The 17,106-nt window shown below is 70.3% G+C and carries 15 protein-coding genes and 1 rRNA gene; 8 read left to right on the top strand and 8 right to left on the bottom strand.

The annotated features are described in order from the left end of the window. The first annotated feature begins 174 nt into the window (after nt 1-174). Together P8A20_RS21920 and P8A20_RS21915 are read left to right on the top strand one after the other, a co-directional pair. The gene (locus P8A20_RS21920) at nt 175-765 is read left to right on the top strand and encodes a GNAT family N-acetyltransferase (RefSeq protein ID WP_147963704.1); all 591 of its coding nucleotides are present in this window, start codon (nt 175-177) and stop codon (nt 763-765) included. A gap of 9 nt (nt 766-774) precedes the next feature. After that, nucleotides 775-1,950: a winged helix-turn-helix domain-containing protein gene (locus P8A20_RS21915; protein WP_147963705.1), complete on the top strand. Its 1,176-nt coding sequence runs from the start codon at nt 775-777 to the stop codon at nt 1,948-1,950. A gap of 36 nt (nt 1,951-1,986) precedes the next feature. Here the strand turns inward: P8A20_RS21915 and P8A20_RS21910 are convergent, their stop codons facing one another. The 7 genes from P8A20_RS21910 to mtnA form a co-directional block, all read right to left on the bottom strand. Next, complete coding sequence (locus tag P8A20_RS21910; protein ID WP_147963706.1) at nt 1,987-2,739, bottom strand: response regulator; 753 nt, start codon at nt 2,737-2,739, stop codon at nt 1,987-1,989. Nucleotides 2,740-2,912: 173 nt separating this feature from the next. Further along, complete coding sequence (hpf, locus tag P8A20_RS21905) at nt 2,913-3,602, bottom strand: ribosome hibernation-promoting factor, HPF/YfiA family (RefSeq protein WP_147963707.1); 690 nt, start codon at nt 3,600-3,602, stop codon at nt 2,913-2,915. 329 nt (nt 3,603-3,931) lie between these two features. Beyond that, nucleotides 3,932-4,651, bottom strand: coding sequence for a ComF family protein (locus P8A20_RS21900; RefSeq protein WP_147963709.1), 720 nt, complete (start codon nt 4,649-4,651; stop codon nt 3,932-3,934). Nucleotides 4,652-4,777: 126 nt separating this feature from the next. Further along, nucleotides 4,778-6,643 carry an LpqB family beta-propeller domain-containing protein gene (locus P8A20_RS21895; protein WP_261988999.1) on the bottom strand — a complete coding sequence of 622 codons (1,866 nt, stop codon included), beginning with the start codon at nt 6,641-6,643 and terminating at the stop codon, nt 4,778-4,780. Further along, complete coding sequence (mtrB, locus tag P8A20_RS21890) at nt 6,633-8,666, bottom strand: MtrAB system histidine kinase MtrB (protein ID WP_306104082.1); 2,034 nt, start codon at nt 8,664-8,666, stop codon at nt 6,633-6,635. The genes P8A20_RS21895 and mtrB overlap by 11 nt, the downstream gene beginning before the upstream one ends. A 1-nt stretch (nt 8,667) precedes the next feature. Then, nucleotides 8,668-9,357: a two-component system response regulator MtrA gene (gene mtrA, locus P8A20_RS21885; protein ID WP_187282414.1), complete on the bottom strand. Its 690-nt coding sequence runs from the start codon at nt 9,355-9,357 to the stop codon at nt 8,668-8,670. 4 nt (nt 9,358-9,361) lie between these two features. Then, complete coding sequence (mtnA, locus tag P8A20_RS21880; protein WP_147963711.1) at nt 9,362-10,510, bottom strand: S-methyl-5-thioribose-1-phosphate isomerase; 1,149 nt, start codon at nt 10,508-10,510, stop codon at nt 9,362-9,364. A 140-nt stretch (nt 10,511-10,650) separates the two neighbouring features. On the opposite strand from mtnA, the gene P8A20_RS21875 reads away from it, so the two are divergent. The 6 genes from P8A20_RS21875 to P8A20_RS21850 all read left to right on the top strand — a co-directional run bounded on the left by P8A20_RS21875 (nt 10,651) and on the right by P8A20_RS21850 (nt 16,778). Then, nucleotides 10,651-11,850 carry a DUF7847 domain-containing protein gene (locus tag P8A20_RS21875; protein WP_147963712.1) on the top strand — a complete coding sequence of 400 codons (1,200 nt, stop codon included), beginning with the start codon at nt 10,651-10,653 and terminating at the stop codon, nt 11,848-11,850. Between the two features lie 4 nt (nt 11,851-11,854). After that, nucleotides 11,855-12,544 (top strand): DUF4129 domain-containing protein, encoded by a 690-nt coding sequence (locus tag P8A20_RS21870; RefSeq protein ID WP_306104081.1) that lies wholly within the window; start codon nt 11,855-11,857, stop codon nt 12,542-12,544. Then, nucleotides 12,541-13,779, top strand: a complete 1,239-nt coding sequence (locus tag P8A20_RS21865; protein WP_147963714.1) for a DUF4350 domain-containing protein — start codon at nt 12,541-12,543, stop codon at nt 13,777-13,779. The genes P8A20_RS21870 and P8A20_RS21865 overlap by 4 nt, the downstream gene beginning before the upstream one ends. Further along, a complete protein-coding gene (locus tag P8A20_RS21860; protein WP_147963715.1) occupies nt 13,776-14,795 on the top strand; it encodes an AAA family ATPase in 1,020 nt (339 codons plus the stop codon). The genes P8A20_RS21865 and P8A20_RS21860 overlap by 4 nt, the downstream gene beginning before the upstream one ends. A 10-nt stretch (nt 14,796-14,805) precedes the next feature. Then, entirely contained in the window at nt 14,806-16,119 is a 1,314-nt protein-coding gene (locus P8A20_RS21855; protein ID WP_147963716.1) for a DUF58 domain-containing protein, read from the top strand. Nucleotides 16,120-16,274: 155 nt separating this feature from the next. Further along, nucleotides 16,275-16,778, top strand: coding sequence for an NUDIX hydrolase (locus tag P8A20_RS21850; RefSeq protein WP_306104080.1), 504 nt, complete (start codon nt 16,275-16,277; stop codon nt 16,776-16,778). Nucleotides 16,779-16,929: 151 nt separating this feature from the next. On the opposite strand, the gene rrf is transcribed toward P8A20_RS21850, so the two are convergent. Next, nucleotides 16,930-17,046, bottom strand: a 5S ribosomal RNA gene (rrf, locus tag P8A20_RS21845). Nucleotides 17,047-17,106: the final 60 nt, after the last annotated feature.

Raw genomic sequence — 17,106 nt, 5'->3', positions numbered from 1 at the left:
GCAGGTGGGCCCCACCGCAACGGCCATCGTAAGCGAGGACCACGCCGCGCCGGGAGGGCTGCTGCCGCGTTGCCCTCGCCGCACCCTCACAGGACAACGGCCGGAAGGCGCGGAAGGTGCCGGGAAGCCCCAAAAGTACTCGCATCCCGCGCACAGGATCCCCAGAATCCATGCATGGAGCCGATCACCCTCACCACCGAACGCCTGCTGCTGCGCCCCTTCGGCCCCCAGGACGCCGAAGCCTCCTACCTCGCCTGCCAGGACCCCGACATCCAGCGCTGGACCGTCATCCCCTCCCCGTACTCCCGTGCCGACGCGGAGCTGTGGACGGAGAAGCTGGCACCCGCGGGCTGGAGGGAGGACACGATGTACAACTTCGCGGTGGTTCGCCGGGACGACGGGCCGCTCGTCGGCGCACTCGGTGTCAACCGCTGCACGCTGCCGGGCACCTTCGAAGTGGGTTTCTGGACGGCTAAGGAACACCGCGGCGCCGGATACACCACGGAGGCTGTGCTCGCCGCGGCACGCTGGGCCTTCACGGCTCTCTCCGCGGACCGCCTCGAATGGCGGGCGGAGATCGGCAACACCCCGTCCAGAGCGGTTGCCCTGCGTGCCGGCTTCCGCATGGAGGGTGAGCAGCGGTCGGCCCTGTTCAACAAGGGGATACGGCGTGACACCTGGACCGGCGCACTGCTCCCGGCCGATCTGGGACTGCCCGGCACGTATCCGCACCGGTCGTCCCCGGGTGTCAGAGGCGCGCTCTAGGGTCGACGCATGACGTCCCTGCCGCAGCCCGTCCTGGAACTCTCCGCCGACCAGGCCCGCCGCATCGCTCTGCGCGCCCAGGGCCTCCTGGGTGCTCCGGACCGCCGCGGCGGGGTCCCGGGCGTGCTGCGCCGCCTCGGAGCCGTCCAGCTCGACACCATCTCCGTCCTCGCCAGGTCGCACGAGCTCGTGCCGTACGCCCGCCTCGGAGCGCTCGGCCGCCGCACGGTCGACGACGCCTACTGGTCCGGGGGCCGCTCCTTCGAGTACTGGTCGCACGCCGCGTGCATCCTGCCGGTCGAGGAGTGGCCGCACTTCGCGTTCCGTCGCCGCGCCTACCGGTCCCGGCCGCACTGGAACCACGACCTGCCCGACGGTTCCTACGAGACGGTGATCAAGCAGCTGCGCGCCGAGGGCCCGCTGACGGCGACCGAGCTCGGCGGCGCGAAGAACGGCGGCGAGTGGTGGGACTGGTCCGCCTCCAAGGTCGCCGTCGAGCGGGCCCTGATGTACGGCGAGGTTGTGTGCACCGAGCGGCGTGGCTGGAAGCGGGTCTACGACCTGGCCGAGCGCGCGATCCCGGACGCCGTGCTCCACGACGACCTGGACGACGCGGAGTGCCTGCGCAGGCTGGTCGCCCTCGCGGGGCGGTCGCTGGGCGTCGGCACCCGGGCGGACATCGCCGACTACCACCGGCTCAAGGCCGAGCAGTTCGACGCCGTCGTGGCGGACTCCGGGCTGGTTCCGGTGTCGGTGCGCGGCTGGGCGAAGCCCGCCTGGGCACACCCCGAGGCCCTGGCCTCGGAGCCGCGCGGACGACACCGCACGACACTGCTGTCACCGTTCGACTCGTTGATCTGGGAACGCGCGCGCACGGAGCGGATCTTCGGCTTCACCCACCGCCTGGAGGCGTACGTCCCCCGGCCCAAGCGGATCCACGGCTACTTCGCCATGCCCTTGCTGGCGGGAGGCCTGCTGCGGGGCCGGGTCGACCCGGGCAGGGAGGGAACCACCCTGGTCGCCCGCCAGGTGTCCCTGGACGGCGCGAAGTCCGTGCCCTACATGGCCCAGGCCCTCGTGGAGGCCGCGTCATGGGTCGGCTGCACCGACGTACGGCTGGAGCGCGTCGACGCACCGGAACTGCGCGAGCCGCTCGCGGCGGAGATCGCCCGCGTCCTTCCTTAGGTGCTGGGCGGCCGCGCCGCGTCACCCGTCTCTGCGCTACCTGATCTCGAGGATCTTCTCCCGCATGGCATAGACCACCGCTTCCATCCGGGAGTGCAACTGGAGCTTCTCCAGGATATTGCGCACGTGGTTCTTCACCGTGTTCTCGGAGATGAACAGTTCCTTGGCGATATCGCGGTTGTTCATGCCCGTGGCCACGAGTTTGAGCACTTCGAGCTCACGCTCGGTGAGCCGCGGCGCGGGTACGAGCCGGCGCTCGTCGGTGCGCTGGATCATCGACTTGAACTCGGTGAGCAGTTTGGAGGCCATCGACGGGCTGATCTGGGACTGCCCGTCCGCGACCGCGCGAATGGCCGTGGCCACCTCGTCCGTCGAGATCTCCTTGAGCAGATAACCGGTGGCGCCCGCCTTGATCGCCTCGTAGAGGTCGGCCTCCTCGTCGCTGATCGTCAGCATGATGATCTTCGCGCTGGGGGCCACCTCCTTGATGGAGGTGCAGGCCTCGATACCGCCGCGCTTGGGCATCCGGACGTCCATCAGCACGATGTCGGGCAGCAGGTCCGCGGCCTTGTCGACCGCCTCGGCCCCGTCCCCCGCCTCCCCGACGACCTGGATGTCCTCCTCCTGCGCGAGGACGATCTCCAGACCTCTGCGGAAGAGAGCGTGGTCGTCGACGACGAGAACCCTGATGGGCTCCTTGGGGGGGCTGCCGTCGTCCGCGACGGATTCCGCACCGGCAGCGCCGCCGGCGTCGCTCGTCCCGCGCACGGGCCCGAAGGTGTCCGCCATCGTTCCTCCCCCTGAAGCCACTGCCTGAGGTCACAGGCTGCCCGCCAACAGCAGTGCGCAGCGCACCGATTGGCATGGGACGCCCATGCTTTCATGCCTGGCCGCCGAAGCGGTGCCCCCGAGGCCGCAGAGACGCTTCAGGGGCACCGTGTGCCGGCTGTGACAGGTGGGTGTCAGCCGCCGAGGGCGCCGCCCGCGCCGCCGGCCTCGTCGGAGGCCAGCGGGTCGGTCCTCAGGTGGATGACACCGTAGTCGTAGGCGTGCCGCCGGTAGACGACACTGGGCTCCTTGGTCTCGGAGTCCACGAACAGGTAGAAGTCGTGCCCGACCAACTCCATCTCGTAGAGCGCCTGGTCGAGTGTCATCGGCGCTGCGACGTGCATCTTCTCGCGCACCACGAGCGGGCCTTCACCCTGGACCTCGAGCGAACCGATCCTGGTGGTGGGCACGGACGGCGTGGTCTCCTCGGGGATGAGCTCGCCGTCCCCGTTGAAGGAGGCGGCCCCCGGCACGACCTCCGCGACCTCGGACGCCGACAGCCGGCCGTTACCACGCCTGCTGTAGCGCTTGTCGTGCTCCTTGCGCAGCCTCGCATCCAGCTTGTCGGTGGCCAGGTCCAGCGCTGCGTAAGGGTCGCCTGCCGCCGCTTCCGCCCGGATGACCGGCCCACGCGAGCGGAGCGTGATCTCCACCCTTGCCGCACGGTCCGCCTGACGGGGATTCGGCTCCTTGGACACCTCGACGTCGAGGCTGATCACCTTGCCGTCGAACTTCTGGATCTTGTCCAGCTTCAGCTTCTCGGCCACGTGCTTGCGGAACCGCTCGGGCACCTCGGTCTTGCGGCCCTTGACGACGATGTCCACGCAGAACTCCGTTCCCGGATCGCTCCGCTTCGGCGGCGGAGCATCTCCCTTTTGCACCAGGCCCCGGTGATCGCCGGAGCCGCGGACTCGGTGGCTTTCACCTCCTCCTCCCCCATCGGCGGGGACTCCACCCCACCGAATTCCATGCTTCTGGCCTACCGGTGAGTTACCTGCCCGAAACCTGGTGGTGCATTCGTCGAGGTGCGGAATTCACCGCCCCTCACAACCGAACATAGCCTGCCCACCGCTGTGTCGGCACCCGCTACTCACGCGTACCTCCGACCGGGGCCCTTTACCCACTCACCACCTGCAACGATGCAAGTTATCTGTCAGTTCCGGTTTATTTCGAAAGCACTCGGAGAAGCAGCGACAACGACGGCCCGGAGTCCATCCGCCGTGGAACCGCCGACGTGGCCCGCGGCGCGGACCGCACGTGCCGCCTCCGCCAGCGTCGACCCGGTCGTCAACAGGTCGTCCACCAGCACGACCCGGCCCCCGTCGAGCAGCCTCCGGGCGCCGTCCGCCACCACGAGCGCGCCCGCCAGGTTCGCCTGCCGGTCCCTGGCCCCCAGCCCCGCCTGGTCCGCCACCGCGCGCCGCTGGCGCAACGCCGTGAGCACCCGGGCTCTCGTGCCCCCACGCCGCAGCTCGGCCGCGGCCGCGGCCGCGATCCTGCGCACCGGATCATGCCCTCGCCGTGCCGTGGCCCGCCGTGCCGAGGGCACGGGCACCAGGAGCAGTGGGCCCCCGTCCCCCGCATGCCCCGCTCCGGCCCGCACAGCAGCCGCCAGCGCCCCGCCGAGCACTCCCGCCAGCCCGAGTGCCCCGCGCTCCTTGTGGGCCAGCAGCATCGCGCGTACGGCGTTCTCGTACGGCGCCACGGCGTGGACGACGGGAAACCCCGCAGGCTCGGGAGCGGGTCTCGCACGGCGCGGCTCGGCATCCAGCGCGGCGGCGCACTCCTCGCACAGCTCTGTCCGTGGACTGCCGCAGCCCCCGCAGGCCGCGGGCAGCACCAGCCCGGTCATCTCCCGCCACCAACTCCGCACGGTCCCACTGTGCCCGGGCAGCGGAGACCCGGCCATCCCTGTGGAAAACCCCTGTGGACAACCGACGGGGGACGCACGCCCGGGTGCCTTGTGCGCCCCTCCCCCGGACGCGGGCCACCCGTCGGCTCAGCCCGGGTAGACCAGCGAGGAGCCCCCCTTGAGGACCGTCTGCCAGTTGTCCCCCGGCGACAGCTTCACTATCCCGTCGCTCTCGGTGTCAGCCATCAGCGGCAGCTGCTCGTCGTCCGAGGCCGCGACGGCCGTCACCTGGTTCACACCCGGCAGGACCCCGGAGGACGAGGTGGACCCGTCGGCCTGCACGTAACGCACCTGCTGCACGCCGCCCTCCTCCTTGCCGACCACCACGAGACGGCTGCGGCCCGACCAGGAGACAGCGGTCACGTCGGCCAGCTGGGGTGCGGCCTGACGCAGGTCCTCCACCGATACCTGCTCGTCCTTCCCCGAGCCATGGCGTTCGACCCGGCCGATGTTCAGCGTCGTATGACCGTCCCTCGACACCCTCAGGGCGATCCGGACCCCGTCCGCGGACATCCGGAGCGACTCGATCCGCCCACCGTTCAGCCCCGGTACCGAGACCTCCTGCGGCTCTCCGGCACCGTCGACGAGACGCAGGAGCCTGGGATCCGACGGGTTGCGGTCGGCGACCCACAGGTCGCCTCCGCCGTCCCAGCTCGGTGCCGACAGCCGGTCCTCCGGCCGATTCGCGCTGCTGGCCACCACAGGGGCGGCCGGCTCGCTCTCCTCGACGAGGGAGGACACGTAGAGGTGCTGCTGATCCGCCGACACCGCGGCGGCCTGCTGTTCGTCCCGGGCCACACCCACGGAGCCCATGGCCACCGTCCCGTTGCCCAGCGGGCCGGTCACCGGCTCAGGATCACCGCTGCCCTTGCTGCTGCCGGGGATCCGCTGCACATGCCCCTTGTCGTCGACGAAGTACTGGCTGTCGGGGCTCTGGGAACCACGGTCCGCGGCGAACTCCTCGGCCTCGTCGGCCCCCAGCGAGCACAGCGGACCGCGCTCCCCCTGCAGCTCCACCTGCCCCACCCGGGCGGACGTCAGGTCCCGCAGGGTGAAGAGCACCTGGGCGGCCATCATCCGGCAGGCGCTCTGCCCGGCCTTGTCGGCCTTCTTGTTGAGCGGCACCTTCAGCACGTTCTGGTCGTCCGGCGCCAGCGAGGTGACCCCGGCCTTCAGCGCCGTGCCCTCGGGGAACCGGGAGTCGACCACCGGCCGCAGCCAGTTCGAAGGGCCCTCCAGCAGCGTCCGCACGGTCTGTGTGGCCGTGTCCATCCGCGTGACAGGATCCGTGCGGTTCCGCACGTACACGGGGTCGGCGACCAGTGCGGTCTCGTCGTCCGCACGCCCGCCGGCGAAGTAGTACTTGTTCACCGACCGGTAGAGGCGCTTGAAGTCGGACTGCCCGAGCACCAGACCGTCCGGCACGATGTCGATGCGCCATTCCTGCTTGCCGTCGGCCCCCTTCTCACGGACCAGATGAAGCATCTGGGAGTACTCCGAGGGGGCGAGGGGACGGTAGGAACTCTGTGCGTCGACCGCCGCCACCTGTTCGCCGGTCAGCGTGTACGTGGTCTCGGCGGTCCTGCGTTCCTTGTCGTGGATCGTGGGCCCGTTGCGGTTGGGCGCCTTCGCGAGCACCGTGGTGCCCTCGCCGGGCTGCCAGGTGCGGGCCGCTTCCGAGGTCAGGTACTTACGGGTGGTCCGGAAGTCGGGGTCGTCGCTGGTCATCGACTCCAGGAAGCCGTCGACGACCTCGATGGGCGAGGCGCCCTCCCTCGGAGCGACGGCATACACCTGCACCTGTGAATCACCCGGCTGCGAGGCGTCGACCGCCTTGACGTCACCGGTGACCGGCATCGCTCCGCACCCGGCGAGCACCACGACGCCGCAGCCCAGCAGCGCGGACAGCCGCACCGCCCGGCCGCGGCCGCCCCGTCGGCGGTCAGTGTCCACGAGTGGTGTCCTCCTGCTCCGGGTCCTGCGTCTCGGGGTCGGTGCCCGCGTCCGTCCGGTCCACGGCCGGACGCGACACCACACGTGCCCCGCTGCCCGGGAGTGCCGCCGGGTGCACCGACACCGGCGTCCTCGCCGCTGCCGGACCGTGCGCCGGCACACCGAGGTGGGAGTGAGCCGCGGAGCCCGACTGGTTCGGTACGGACATGAGCCTGTGCTCGTCCGCCGCCGGTACCGCCTGTTCACGCTCGCGGTCCTCGCGGTTGCGCCGGGAGTCCTCGGGCTCCAGCGGTATCGGCGAACCGCGCAGCGGCTCGTCCGCCGTACGCGGCAAGGTCAGCCGGAACTGCGATCCTCCACCGGGCTCGCCCCAGGCCTGCAGCCAGCCGCCGTGGAGGCGGGCGTCCTCGACCGCGATCGAGAGCCCCAGGCCGGTGCCGCCGGTGGTGCGGGCACGGGCCGGGTCCGCCCGCCAGAAGCGGTTGAAGACCCGGGTCGCCTCGCCCGGCTTGAGCCCCACTCCGTAGTCCCTGACCGCCACGGCCACGGCTCCCTGCGCGACGCCCATGTGCACGACGACGTCCCGGCCCTCGCCGTGCTCGACCGCGTTGACGACGAGATTGCGCAGGACCCGCTCGACACGGCGCGCGTCGGCCTCCGCGACCACGGGCTGTTCGTCACCCACCACGCGGATCCGGGTCCCCTTGCGCTCCGCCAGCGGCTCGGCACCACCGATCACCCGTCGGACGACCGTACGCAGATCTATCGGTTCGGCTTCCAGCGCCGCGGCCCCCGCGTCGAACCTGCTGATCTCCAACAGATCGGAGAGGAGCGACTCGAAGCGGTCGAGCTGGTCGCCCAGCAGCTCCGCGGAACGCGCCGTGACCGGGTCGAAGTCGACACGCGCCTCATGGATGACGTCGGCGGCCATCCGCACGGTCGTCAGCGGGGTGCGCAGCTCATGGCTGACGTCCGAGACGAAGCGCCGCTGCATGCGGGAGAGCTCCTCCAGCTGCTGGATCTTCAGCTGCAGGTTCTGCGCCATCTTGTTGAAGGCCTCACCGAGGCGCGCGATGTCGTCCTCGCCGGTGACCTTCATCCGCTCCTGGAGCAGGCCGGCGGAGAGCCGCTCGGCGATCCCCGCCGCCATCCGTACGGGCGTGACGACCTGGCGCACCACGAACCATGCGATGGCACCGAGCAGCACGACCACGAACAGGCCGGCCGTGGCCAGCGTCGTCGTGACCAGGGTCAGCGTCTTCTCCTCCTGCGTGAGCGGGAAGAGGTAGTACAGCTCGTACGGGTTGTGGTCGACGTCGTAGAGCCTCTTGCCGACGACGAGCCCGGGCTCCGGGTCCTTCCCGTACGAGTACCGGATCAGCGAGTACGTCTGGAAGGCGCCCGCGCCCTTGCCGACGTCGTCCCGCAGCCTCTGCGGGATGCTCGACGCCTCCACGCTGCCCGAGCCGCGCGGGGCGCGGCTGGTGGTGTCGTGGCCGACGGAGTCGGCACTGAGCGCCACCACGTTGAACGCGTTCGCACCACCGCTGGCGAGCTGGTCGACGAGTTCCGTGCGCCAGGAGGTGTTGGCCGTCATTCCGTCGGCGCTCTCCTCGCTCTGGTCCCCCGGGACCAGAGGCGCGTTCGCGTTGGTCTGGGCGGCCGCGAAACCGCCGGCCGCCTGCGTCTGCGCGGCCTTGCCCTTCGCCTCGAGCAGGCCGTTACGGACCTGGCCGATCACGACGAAGCCGAGGAGGAGCACCACGGCGATCGACATCAGCAGCGTTCCCGCCACGACGCGCAGCTGAAGATTGCGCCGCCACAGCCGGACGGCCGGCAGCAGAGGCCCGCTGATCCAGCGCATCAACAGCCGCGGCACGGGACCGCCGGACGTCCGGTCGCGGAACAACCGGCCGCCCAGCGGGACCCTGCCGAAACGGGAAGTTCCCCGCACCGGACCGGCAGCCCGCTCCGTACGGGCCCCGGGCACCCCGGGTGGCGGAGCAGCGCTGCCCAGGGTCATGTCAGCTCGGTCCGGCCTTGTAACCGACACCGCGGACGGTCACGACGATCTCCGGCCGCTCCGGGTCCTTCTCGACCTTCGAGCGAAGACGCTGGACGTGCACGTTGACCAGGCGTGTGTCGGCGGCATGGCGGTAGCCCCAGACCTGCTCGAGCAGCACCTCACGGGTGAAGACCTGCCACGGCTTGCGTGCGAGGGCGACCAGCAGGTCGAACTCCAGCGGGGTGAGGGCGATGGACTGCCCCTCCCGCTTGACCGAGTGACCGGCCACGTCGATGACGAGGTCCCCGATCGTCAGCTGCTCGGGCGCGGGCTCCTCTGACCTCCGCAGACGTGCTCTGATCCGGGCGACCAACTCCTTCGGCTTGAACGGCTTGACGATGTAGTCGTCGGCCCCGGATTCCAGGCCCACCACCACGTCCACCGTGTCGCTCTTGGCAGTGAGCATGACGATCGGCACACCCGACTCGGCCCTGATCAGCCGGCAGACCTCGATGCCGTCCCGTCCGGGCAGCATGAGATCCAGCAGCACCAGGTCCGGCTTGGCCTCTCGAAAAGCAGCCAGTGCCTTGTCGCCGTCCGCTACGAACGACGGCTCGAAACCTTCTCCCCGCAGCACGATGCCGAGCATCTCGGCCAGTGCGGTGTCGTCGTCGACGACAAGGACGCGTCCCTTCATAAACGACATCATCCCATTAGCTAATCGTTACCTGCGATGACCTGGCACACAGCTCTGCCAGTCCGACCCCCGTGACCGGGGAAATGACACCCTCCTCCGTGACGATCGCCGTGACCAGTTCGGGCGGCGTGATGTCGAATGCGGGGTTGTACGCCTTGGCTCCCAGGGGTGCGACGGCCATGCCGCCGCCTCCGTCCCCGGCCGGCACACCCGGTTTCGATGTGATCTCCGTCACCTCGGCCGCGGAGCGCTGCTCCACGACGATCGATGTACCGTCCACCGTCTCCAGATCCACCGTCGTCGTCGGTGCCACGACGAGGAAAGGCACATGGTGGTACTTCGCGAGCACCGCCAGCGGATAGCTCCCCACCTTGTTGGCCACCGAGCCGTCGGCGGCGATGCGGTCCGCCCCGATGAGTACGGCATCCACCTCCCCCGCGGCAAACAGCGAACCCGCCGCGTTGTCCGTGAGCAAGCTGTACGGCATCCCGTTGCGATCGGCCTCGTACGCCGTCAGCCGCGCGCCCTGGAGCAGCGGCCGCGTCTCGTCCACCCACAGCTGCCGCAGGCAGCCCTCCCGGTGAGCCCGGAGAGCCACCGCGAAAGCAGTACCCGCACCGCCGGACACGAGTGCTCCGGTGTTGCAGTGGGTCAACAACCGGTGCCCGCCTCCTTCCGGCAGCAGTTCGGCCAGCAGTTCCAGACCGTACTGCGCCATGCGCCCGCTTGCCGCCGCGTCCTCCTGATGCAGGGCACGCGCCTCGGCGAGTGCCACCGCGGCGGCGGCCTCCGGGCCGGCTCCGCTCTCCACAGCCGCCTGATACTCCCGTGCCACCCGGCGCGCCCCGTACCCGAGATTCACCGCGGTGGGCCGCGCCTGCTCCAGCAGCTTCGCGGCCCGAGCCACGTCCTCACCCCGGACGGCAGCCAGCGCCACCCCGTACCCCCCGGCGATGCCCAGCAGGGGCGCCCCCCGCACCGCGAGCATCCGGATCGCCCGCACCAGGGACGGCACATCGGCACACACCAGCTCCCTCTCCTCGGCGGGCAGCCGCGTCTGGTCGAGGAGCACCACAGCGGAACCTCCCGGAGACTCCTCCCAGCGGAGTACGGAGAGGGCCGGAGGGTCGACAGCCACCGGCGTTTGAGCGTCCTGATCAGCCATCCGCCCAGTCTGCCCGCTGAACCGCCCGCGCACGAAGGCAAGAAGGAGATACGGCCCCAGGCCCGCACGGGAGCGCCGCGTGGCACGATGGCTGGCAACCTGCCGCCCCGATGAGCGGGCAGGACTGTGAAGGAGCGACGATGAACGACTCTCCGGGCTGGGCTTCGCCCGGATCCGCCCCCTCCGACGGCCAGGAGACGGGCATCCCCAAACCCTCCTCGCCCGTTGACGGAAGCGGTCAGTGGTCTCCGGCGCAGCCACCTCCGGGACAGTGGTGCCCGCCGAGCGCCCCCGGCAACGGGCCGGGCGCACCGCCCCCGGCTCCTGGCTGGGGCGGCATGCCCCAGGGCCCCGGCTGGGGCCGCCCGCCCATGGCCGCGAAGCCCGGCGTGATCCCGCTGCGCCCCCTGGGCGTCGGTGAAATCCTCGACGGCGCCGTGTCCACCATGCGCACCCACTGGCGAACGGTCCTGGGCATCAGCCTCACCGTCTCCGTGATCGCCCAGATCGTGATCATCCTCCTGCAGCGCTACGTCCTGCCGGAACAGAAATCCGTCGATCCGAACGCGACCGGCGCGGAGGCGCTCCGCCAGGCCACCGACTCGGCACAGTCGCAGCTGATCAACAGCGCCCCGAGCACGCTCATCGCGATGATCGCCACCCTCTTCACCACCTCGGTCCTCACCGTCGTGATCAGCCGCTCCGTGCTGGGCCGTGGCGTGACGCTCTCCGAAGCGTGGTCCGAGGCCCGCCCCCGTCTCCTTCCGCTGCTCGGACTCAGCCTTCTGCTCAGCCTCATGAGCGCGGGGATCATGGCGGTGGGCCTGCTTCCGGGCCTCGCCCTCGGCAGCGGGGCCGGCGGGGTCGCGCTGACCTTCCTCGGCTTCCTCGCCTCCTGTGTCGTCGTGCTCTGGCTGATGATCCGCTTCACGCTGGCAGCACCGGCACTCATGCTGGAACGGCAGCCCGTGCTCGCCGCGCTCCGCAGGTCCGCCAAGCTGGTCAAGGGCAGTTGGTGGCGAACCTTCGGCATCCTGGCACTGACCTACCTGCTCGTCATCGTCCTGGCCCTGGTCATCACAATCCCGTTCGGCGTCATCGCGGTGACGCTGGACAGCGACGGCCTGAGCGAGCTCCTCAACAGCCGCTCGCCGGACTTCGGCTGGCCCTTCCTGATCGTCACGGGCATCGGTGAAGTGATCGTCTCGACGCTCGCCTATCCCTTCACCGCGGGAGTGATGGCCCTGCTCTACATCGACCAGCGCATCCGCCGCGAGGCGCTCGACCTGGAGCTCGCCCGGGCAGCGGGCGTGCCCGGCTACGACACCCCCAGGAGCTGATGCGGTGACGGGGGCGGGGGGTGCAGCGGCAGTACGGCTCATCGGGGCGGGCGAGGACATACCCGTGGACACCCCACGCGTCCCCGCCCGCGAAGCGGCGCAGGACGAACTGTCCGACCCGATGTACCACGAGCATGATCCAAACCTTCTCGAACGCGGCCTCGACCGCTTCTGGGACTGGATCGGCGATCTCTTCGCCGGAGCCGCCGGGGCCGCCCCCGGCGGCCCGCTCGGCCTCGTCGTAGTCGTCCTCGCGGTCGTCGGCCTGGCTGCCGCACTGTGGTGGCGGCTCGGCACACCGCGGCGCACGGCACGCTCCCCGGAGACACTCTTCGGCAGCACCGCCCGCGGCGCGACGGACCACCGCGCCGCAGCCTCCGCACACGCCGAGGCCCAGCGCTGGACCGAAGCCGTCCAGGAACGGATGCGCGCCCTCGTGCGCGCCTTGGAGGACCGGGCCGTGCTCGACCCGCGTCCCGGCCGCACCGCGGACGAGGCAGCCGCCGAGGCCGGCCAGGTCATGCCGGCGCACGCCGCCCGGCTCCGCGCGGCCGCCCGAACCTTCGACGACGTCACGTACGGCGGCCGGGCCGCCGACGAGGCCACGTACCTGACCCTCTGCACGCTGGACTTGGACCTCGATGCGACGAAGCCGCTCCTGGCCACAGGAACAGCCCAAGGGGGCACCGGTTGACCGCCACCGCGGCCGTTCCCGCCACCTCGGAATCCCGGACTCCCCAGCAGGTCTGGCGGCGTGTCCGAGGAGTGCTGCTCGCCGTCCTCATCCTCGTCGTCGCAGGTGTCGCCTTCGCCGCCGTACGCTCCGGCGGCCAGCACGGCCGGCTCGATCCCCGGTCCGCGGATCCCTACGGCAGCCGGGCCGTCGCCCAACTCCTCGAGAAGCGCGGCGTGTCCGTCGACGTCGTCACCACCCTGGACGAGGCGGCCGGCGCGACGGGCCCCGGCACGACCCTGCTCGTCACCGGCCCCAACATGCTGACCGGCCACCAACAGCGGCGCCTCCACGACGCGACCGCCGGCTCCGCGGGCCGTACCGTCCTCATCTCTCCCGGCAGCCCCTCCGTCGCCCGCCTCGCACCCGGCGTACGAGCGGAAGAGCGCGGACCGGTGACAGCACGCGCCCCACGCTGCGGACTCCCCGCAGCCCGCACAGCGGGGATCGCCGACATGGGCGGGATCCATTACGCGACGGACGCACCGGAGGCCACCGCCTGTTACCCGGACGACGGACTCGCCTCGCTGCTCGTCCTGCCGGAACGGGGAGCCGGCGACACAGTGCTGCTCGGGTCCCCCGACATTCTGCACAACAACCGTCTCGACCAGCAGGGCAATGCCTCGCTGGGGCTTCAACTTCTCGGCTCGCGGCCGCATCTCGTCTGGTACCTCCCCTCGCTCGATGACCCTTCCGCGGCCGAAGGCCGGGACGGCGACACGGATGGCCGGGACGGCGCCGGTGGCGAAGAAGCCGGAGGGGAGAGCGGCTTCATCAGCCTCATTCCTCCGGGCTGGCTCTGGGGCACCCTCCAACTCGCCCTGGCCGCCGTCCTCGCGGCCCTCTGGCGCGGCCGCCGCTTCGGGCCCCTGGTCACAGAACGGCTACCGGTGGCCATCAGGGCCTCCGAATCCACCGAGGGACGGGCACGCCTCTACCGGAAGGCCGACGCCCGCGACCGCGCCGCCACCGCACTGCGGTCCGCCACCCGTACCCGTATCTCCCCTCTGCTCGGCGTGTCCCCACAAGACGCGGACTCCCCCGCCGTGCTCATTCCCGCCGTCGCCGCACGACTCAGCACACCGGGCAGTGACCCCGGCGCCCTCCTCTTCGGCCCGGCACCGGCCGACGACGCAGCTCTTCTCCTTCTGACCGAGCAACTCGACGCCCTCGAAAGAGAGATACGCACCTCATGAGCGCCCCGACACCGGAGACCGCCGAGCTCGCGCCGGCCGCTGACCCCCATGTGGCCGCCACGAACTCCGACAGCGCCCGCGCGTCCCTGGAAACTCTGCGTTCCGAGATCGCGAAGGCCGTGGTCGGGCAGGACCCGGCAGTCACCGGACTGGTCGTCGCGCTCCTGTGCCGGGGCCATGTGCTCCTGGAAGGCGTACCCGGAGTCGCGAAGACCCTCCTGGTCCGCGCACTTGCAGCCTCACTGGAACTGGACACCAAGCGAGTCCAGTTCACCCCTGACCTGATGCCGAGTGATGTCACGGGCTCCCTCGTCTACGACGCCCGCACCGCCGAGTTCTCCTTCCAGCCCGGACCCGTGTTCACCAATCTTCTGCTCGCCGACGAGATCAACCGCACCCCTCCCAAGACTCAGTCCTCGCTGCTGGAGGCCATGGAGGAACGTCAGGTCACCATCGACGGGTCACCCAGGCCACTGCCCGACCCCTTCCTGGTCGCGGCCACCCAGAACCCCGTCGAATACGAGGGCACCTACCCGCTGCCCGAAGCCCAGCTGGACCGTTTCCTTCTCAAGCTGACCGTCCCCCTTCCCTCGCGCGAGGACGAGATCAACGTGCTCACTCGCCACGCGGACGGATTCAACCCCCGGGATCTGAAGGCCGCGGGCATTCGACCCGTGGCAGGCGCGGCCGACCTCGAAGCTGCGCGAAACGCAGTCGCCAGGACTTCGGTGTCCCCCGAGATCGCCGCCTACGTAGTGGATATCTGCCGCGCCACTCGTGAATCCCCCTCGCTCACCCTGGGCGCCTCCCCCCGAGGCGCCACCGCGTTGCTTTCCACTGCGCGGGCCTGGGCCTGGCTCACGGGCCGGGACTATGTCACCCCGGACGACGTGAAAGCCCTTGCCCTTCCCACGCTTCGTCATCGCATACAGCTGCGACCTGAAGCGGAGATGGAAGGAGTCACTGCGGACTCCGTCATCACCGCTGTCCTCGCCCACGTCCCCGTCCCCCGGTGAGGCGGTGACCATGGCCCTTACCGGACGGGCCGCCTTGGTGGCGGCTCTGGGGTCACTCCCCGTAGGCATTCTGGCCCCGAGCTGGACAGGCATGCTCGCGGTCAATGTCCCCCTGTCACTGGCAATTCTGTGCGACTACGCCCTGGCTGCGCCAGTGCGCAGCCTCCGGTTCACCCGATCCGGTGATACATCCGTTCGACTCGGCGACACCGCATCAGTGCAACTCACCGTGACCAATCCGTCCGGGCGCCGACTCCGCGCCCACCTCCGCGACGCGTGGCCTCCCAGCAGCTGGACCTCGGAGACCGAACAGGTCTTGTCCCGGCACCGGTTCGTCCTGGCTGCCGGCGAACGCAGGCGCCTCACCACCCTCCTCCGTCCGTCCCGTCGGGGAGACCGCCAGGCGGACCGCGTCGCCGTCCGGTCGTTCGGCCCGCTCGGTCTCGTGTCCCGTCAGGGATATCACCGTGTCCCCTGGACGGTCCGGGTCCTGCCGCCCTTCACCAGCCGGAAGCATCTGCCGTCACGGCTCGCCCGGCTTCGTGAGCTGGACGGCCGTACCAGCGTGCTCACCCGCGGGGAAGGCACGGAGTTCGACAGTCTGCGCGCCTACGTGCCAGGGGACGACACCCGCTCCATCGACTGGCGGGCCACCGCGCGTCAGTCAGCGGTTGCTGTCCGCACCTGGCGCCCCGAACGCGACCGCCACATCCTCGTCGTGCTGGACACCGGACGAACCTCGGCGGGCCGGGTCGGCGACGTGCCGCGACTCGACGCCGCCATGGACGCCACCCTGCTCCTCACGGCCCTTGCCACGCGCGCCGGCGACCGTGTGAACGTGATCGCTTACGACCGGCGTCTCCGAGCCCAGGTGCAGGGCAGGTCGGCAGCAGGGGATGTCCTGTCCACGCTCGTCGGCACTCTGGCCACGCTGGAGCCCGAACTCGTGGAGACCGACGCCCGGGGTCTTGCGACAGCAGCCATGGCGAACGCTCCTGGTGGCTCCCTGGTCGTTTTGCTGACCGGCCTGGACCCCGCGCCCGTCGAAGAGGGCCTCCTACCGGTCCTGCCGCAGCTCACCCGACGCCACACGGTTCTGGTCGCGGCTGTCTCGGACCCTCACGTCGAGGCCATGACCCAGGCGCGGGGCACAGTGGACGCGACGTACGAGGCCGCTGCCGGCACTCAGACGCAGACCCAGCGCCGTCGCACAGCGGACCAGCTCCGACGTCATGGCGTCACGGTCGTCGACGCCTCGCCGGATGGCCTCGCACCGGCACTGGCTGACGCCTATCTCGCGCTGAAGGCGGCTGGTCGACTGTAGGAATCCGTGCGGGGCCGAAGGAAAAGGCCTCGCATCCCGGAGCTGAGCACTGCCTGACACTCCAGCCTCGGATGGGGTTCTCCGCCTGTGGGCCAAGGCCTGCCGGCAGCCCCGGTTCGGCCCGAGCGAACCGTGCACCACGTACGGTCTGCGGCATGACAACAGAGACTTCAAGGGCCCCGGTGCCCCGGGTGCAGTTGGTCATCGGCATTGTCCGAAGAAGCAACGAAATCCTGCTCGTGCGAGAGCGCCTCGGCATCGACGGCGAGCTGCTCTGGTCCCTGCCCGGTGGCGGAGTCGAGGACGGCGAGCTCATGCACGAAGCTCTCCGGCGGGAGATGCGGGAGGAGACCGGACTACTCGTGGGCGACCCGGTGCGAACCGCATTCCTCATACACATCGACTCCGAACAGTGTCCGTCGGCATTGGCCGCTGCCTTCGAGATCGACGAGTGGTCGGGAGAGGTCGCTCCTAGGGATGACGACATCGAGCAGGCCGCCTTCGTCCCCCTGCCTGACGCCCTGAAGCTGCTGGGTGAGCTGGACAGCGCAACTCAGCGGGAGCCCATCGTCAGCTATCTGACCGGGGACGTCGCGCCGGGTACTACCTGGCTGTACCGCAACCGGGGCATGGAGGAGAGGCTCGTCGCCCGCTGGTGACGCCGGACGGTGGCGCCCTCGTGGAAGGTACGGTCTGCAGCTGGAGTGCCGAGCCGATTCGGCTTCCGGCCGGCTTCTGGGGTCCGGACACCTGCCCGTGAACGCAGAAAAGCCCCGTGCCACAAGGGCACGGGGCTTTCCCGGAATAATTGTTCGGCGGCGTCCTACTCTCCCACAGGGTCCCCCCTGCAGTACCATCGGCGCTGAAAGGCTTAGCTTCCGGGTTCGGAATGTAACCGGGCGTTTCCCTAACGCAATGACCACCGAAACACTATGAAATTAACCAACACCGGATGAAAACACGGCCGTTCGTTATTTCAGAACTAAC

Source organism: Streptomyces sp. Alt3 (assembly GCF_030719215.1).
GTDB lineage: Bacteria > Actinomycetota > Actinomycetes > Streptomycetales > Streptomycetaceae > Streptomyces > Streptomyces glycanivorans.
The sequence above is the reverse complement of the archived record's forward strand: the minus strand, read 5'-3'. Positions and strand labels throughout refer to the sequence as shown.

Coding starts and splice junctions, on each gene's coding strand:
- P8A20_RS21920 (WP_147963704.1), top strand. CDS start 175: ATGGAGCCGATCACCCTCACCACCGAACGCCTGCTGCTGCGCCCCTTC.
- P8A20_RS21915 (WP_147963705.1), top strand. CDS start 775: ATGACGTCCCTGCCGCAGCCCGTCCTGGAACTCTCCGCCGACCAGGCC.
- P8A20_RS21910 (WP_147963706.1), bottom strand. CDS start 2,739: ATGGCGGACACCTTCGGGCCCGTGCGCGGGACGAGCGACGCCGGCGGC.
- mtrB (WP_306104082.1), bottom strand. CDS start 8,666: ATGACCCTGGGCAGCGCTGCTCCGCCACCCGGGGTGCCCGGGGCCCGT.
- mtrA (WP_187282414.1), bottom strand. CDS start 9,357: ATGATGTCGTTTATGAAGGGACGCGTCCTTGTCGTCGACGACGACACC.
- mtnA (WP_147963711.1), bottom strand. CDS start 10,510: ATGGCTGATCAGGACGCTCAAACGCCGGTGGCTGTCGACCCTCCGGCC.
- P8A20_RS21875 (WP_147963712.1), top strand. CDS start 10,651: ATGAACGACTCTCCGGGCTGGGCTTCGCCCGGATCCGCCCCCTCCGAC.
- P8A20_RS21860 (WP_147963715.1), top strand. CDS start 13,776: ATGAGCGCCCCGACACCGGAGACCGCCGAGCTCGCGCCGGCCGCTGAC.
- P8A20_RS21855 (WP_147963716.1), top strand. CDS start 14,806: ATGGCCCTTACCGGACGGGCCGCCTTGGTGGCGGCTCTGGGGTCACTC.
- P8A20_RS21850 (WP_306104080.1), top strand. CDS start 16,275: ATGACAACAGAGACTTCAAGGGCCCCGGTGCCCCGGGTGCAGTTGGTC.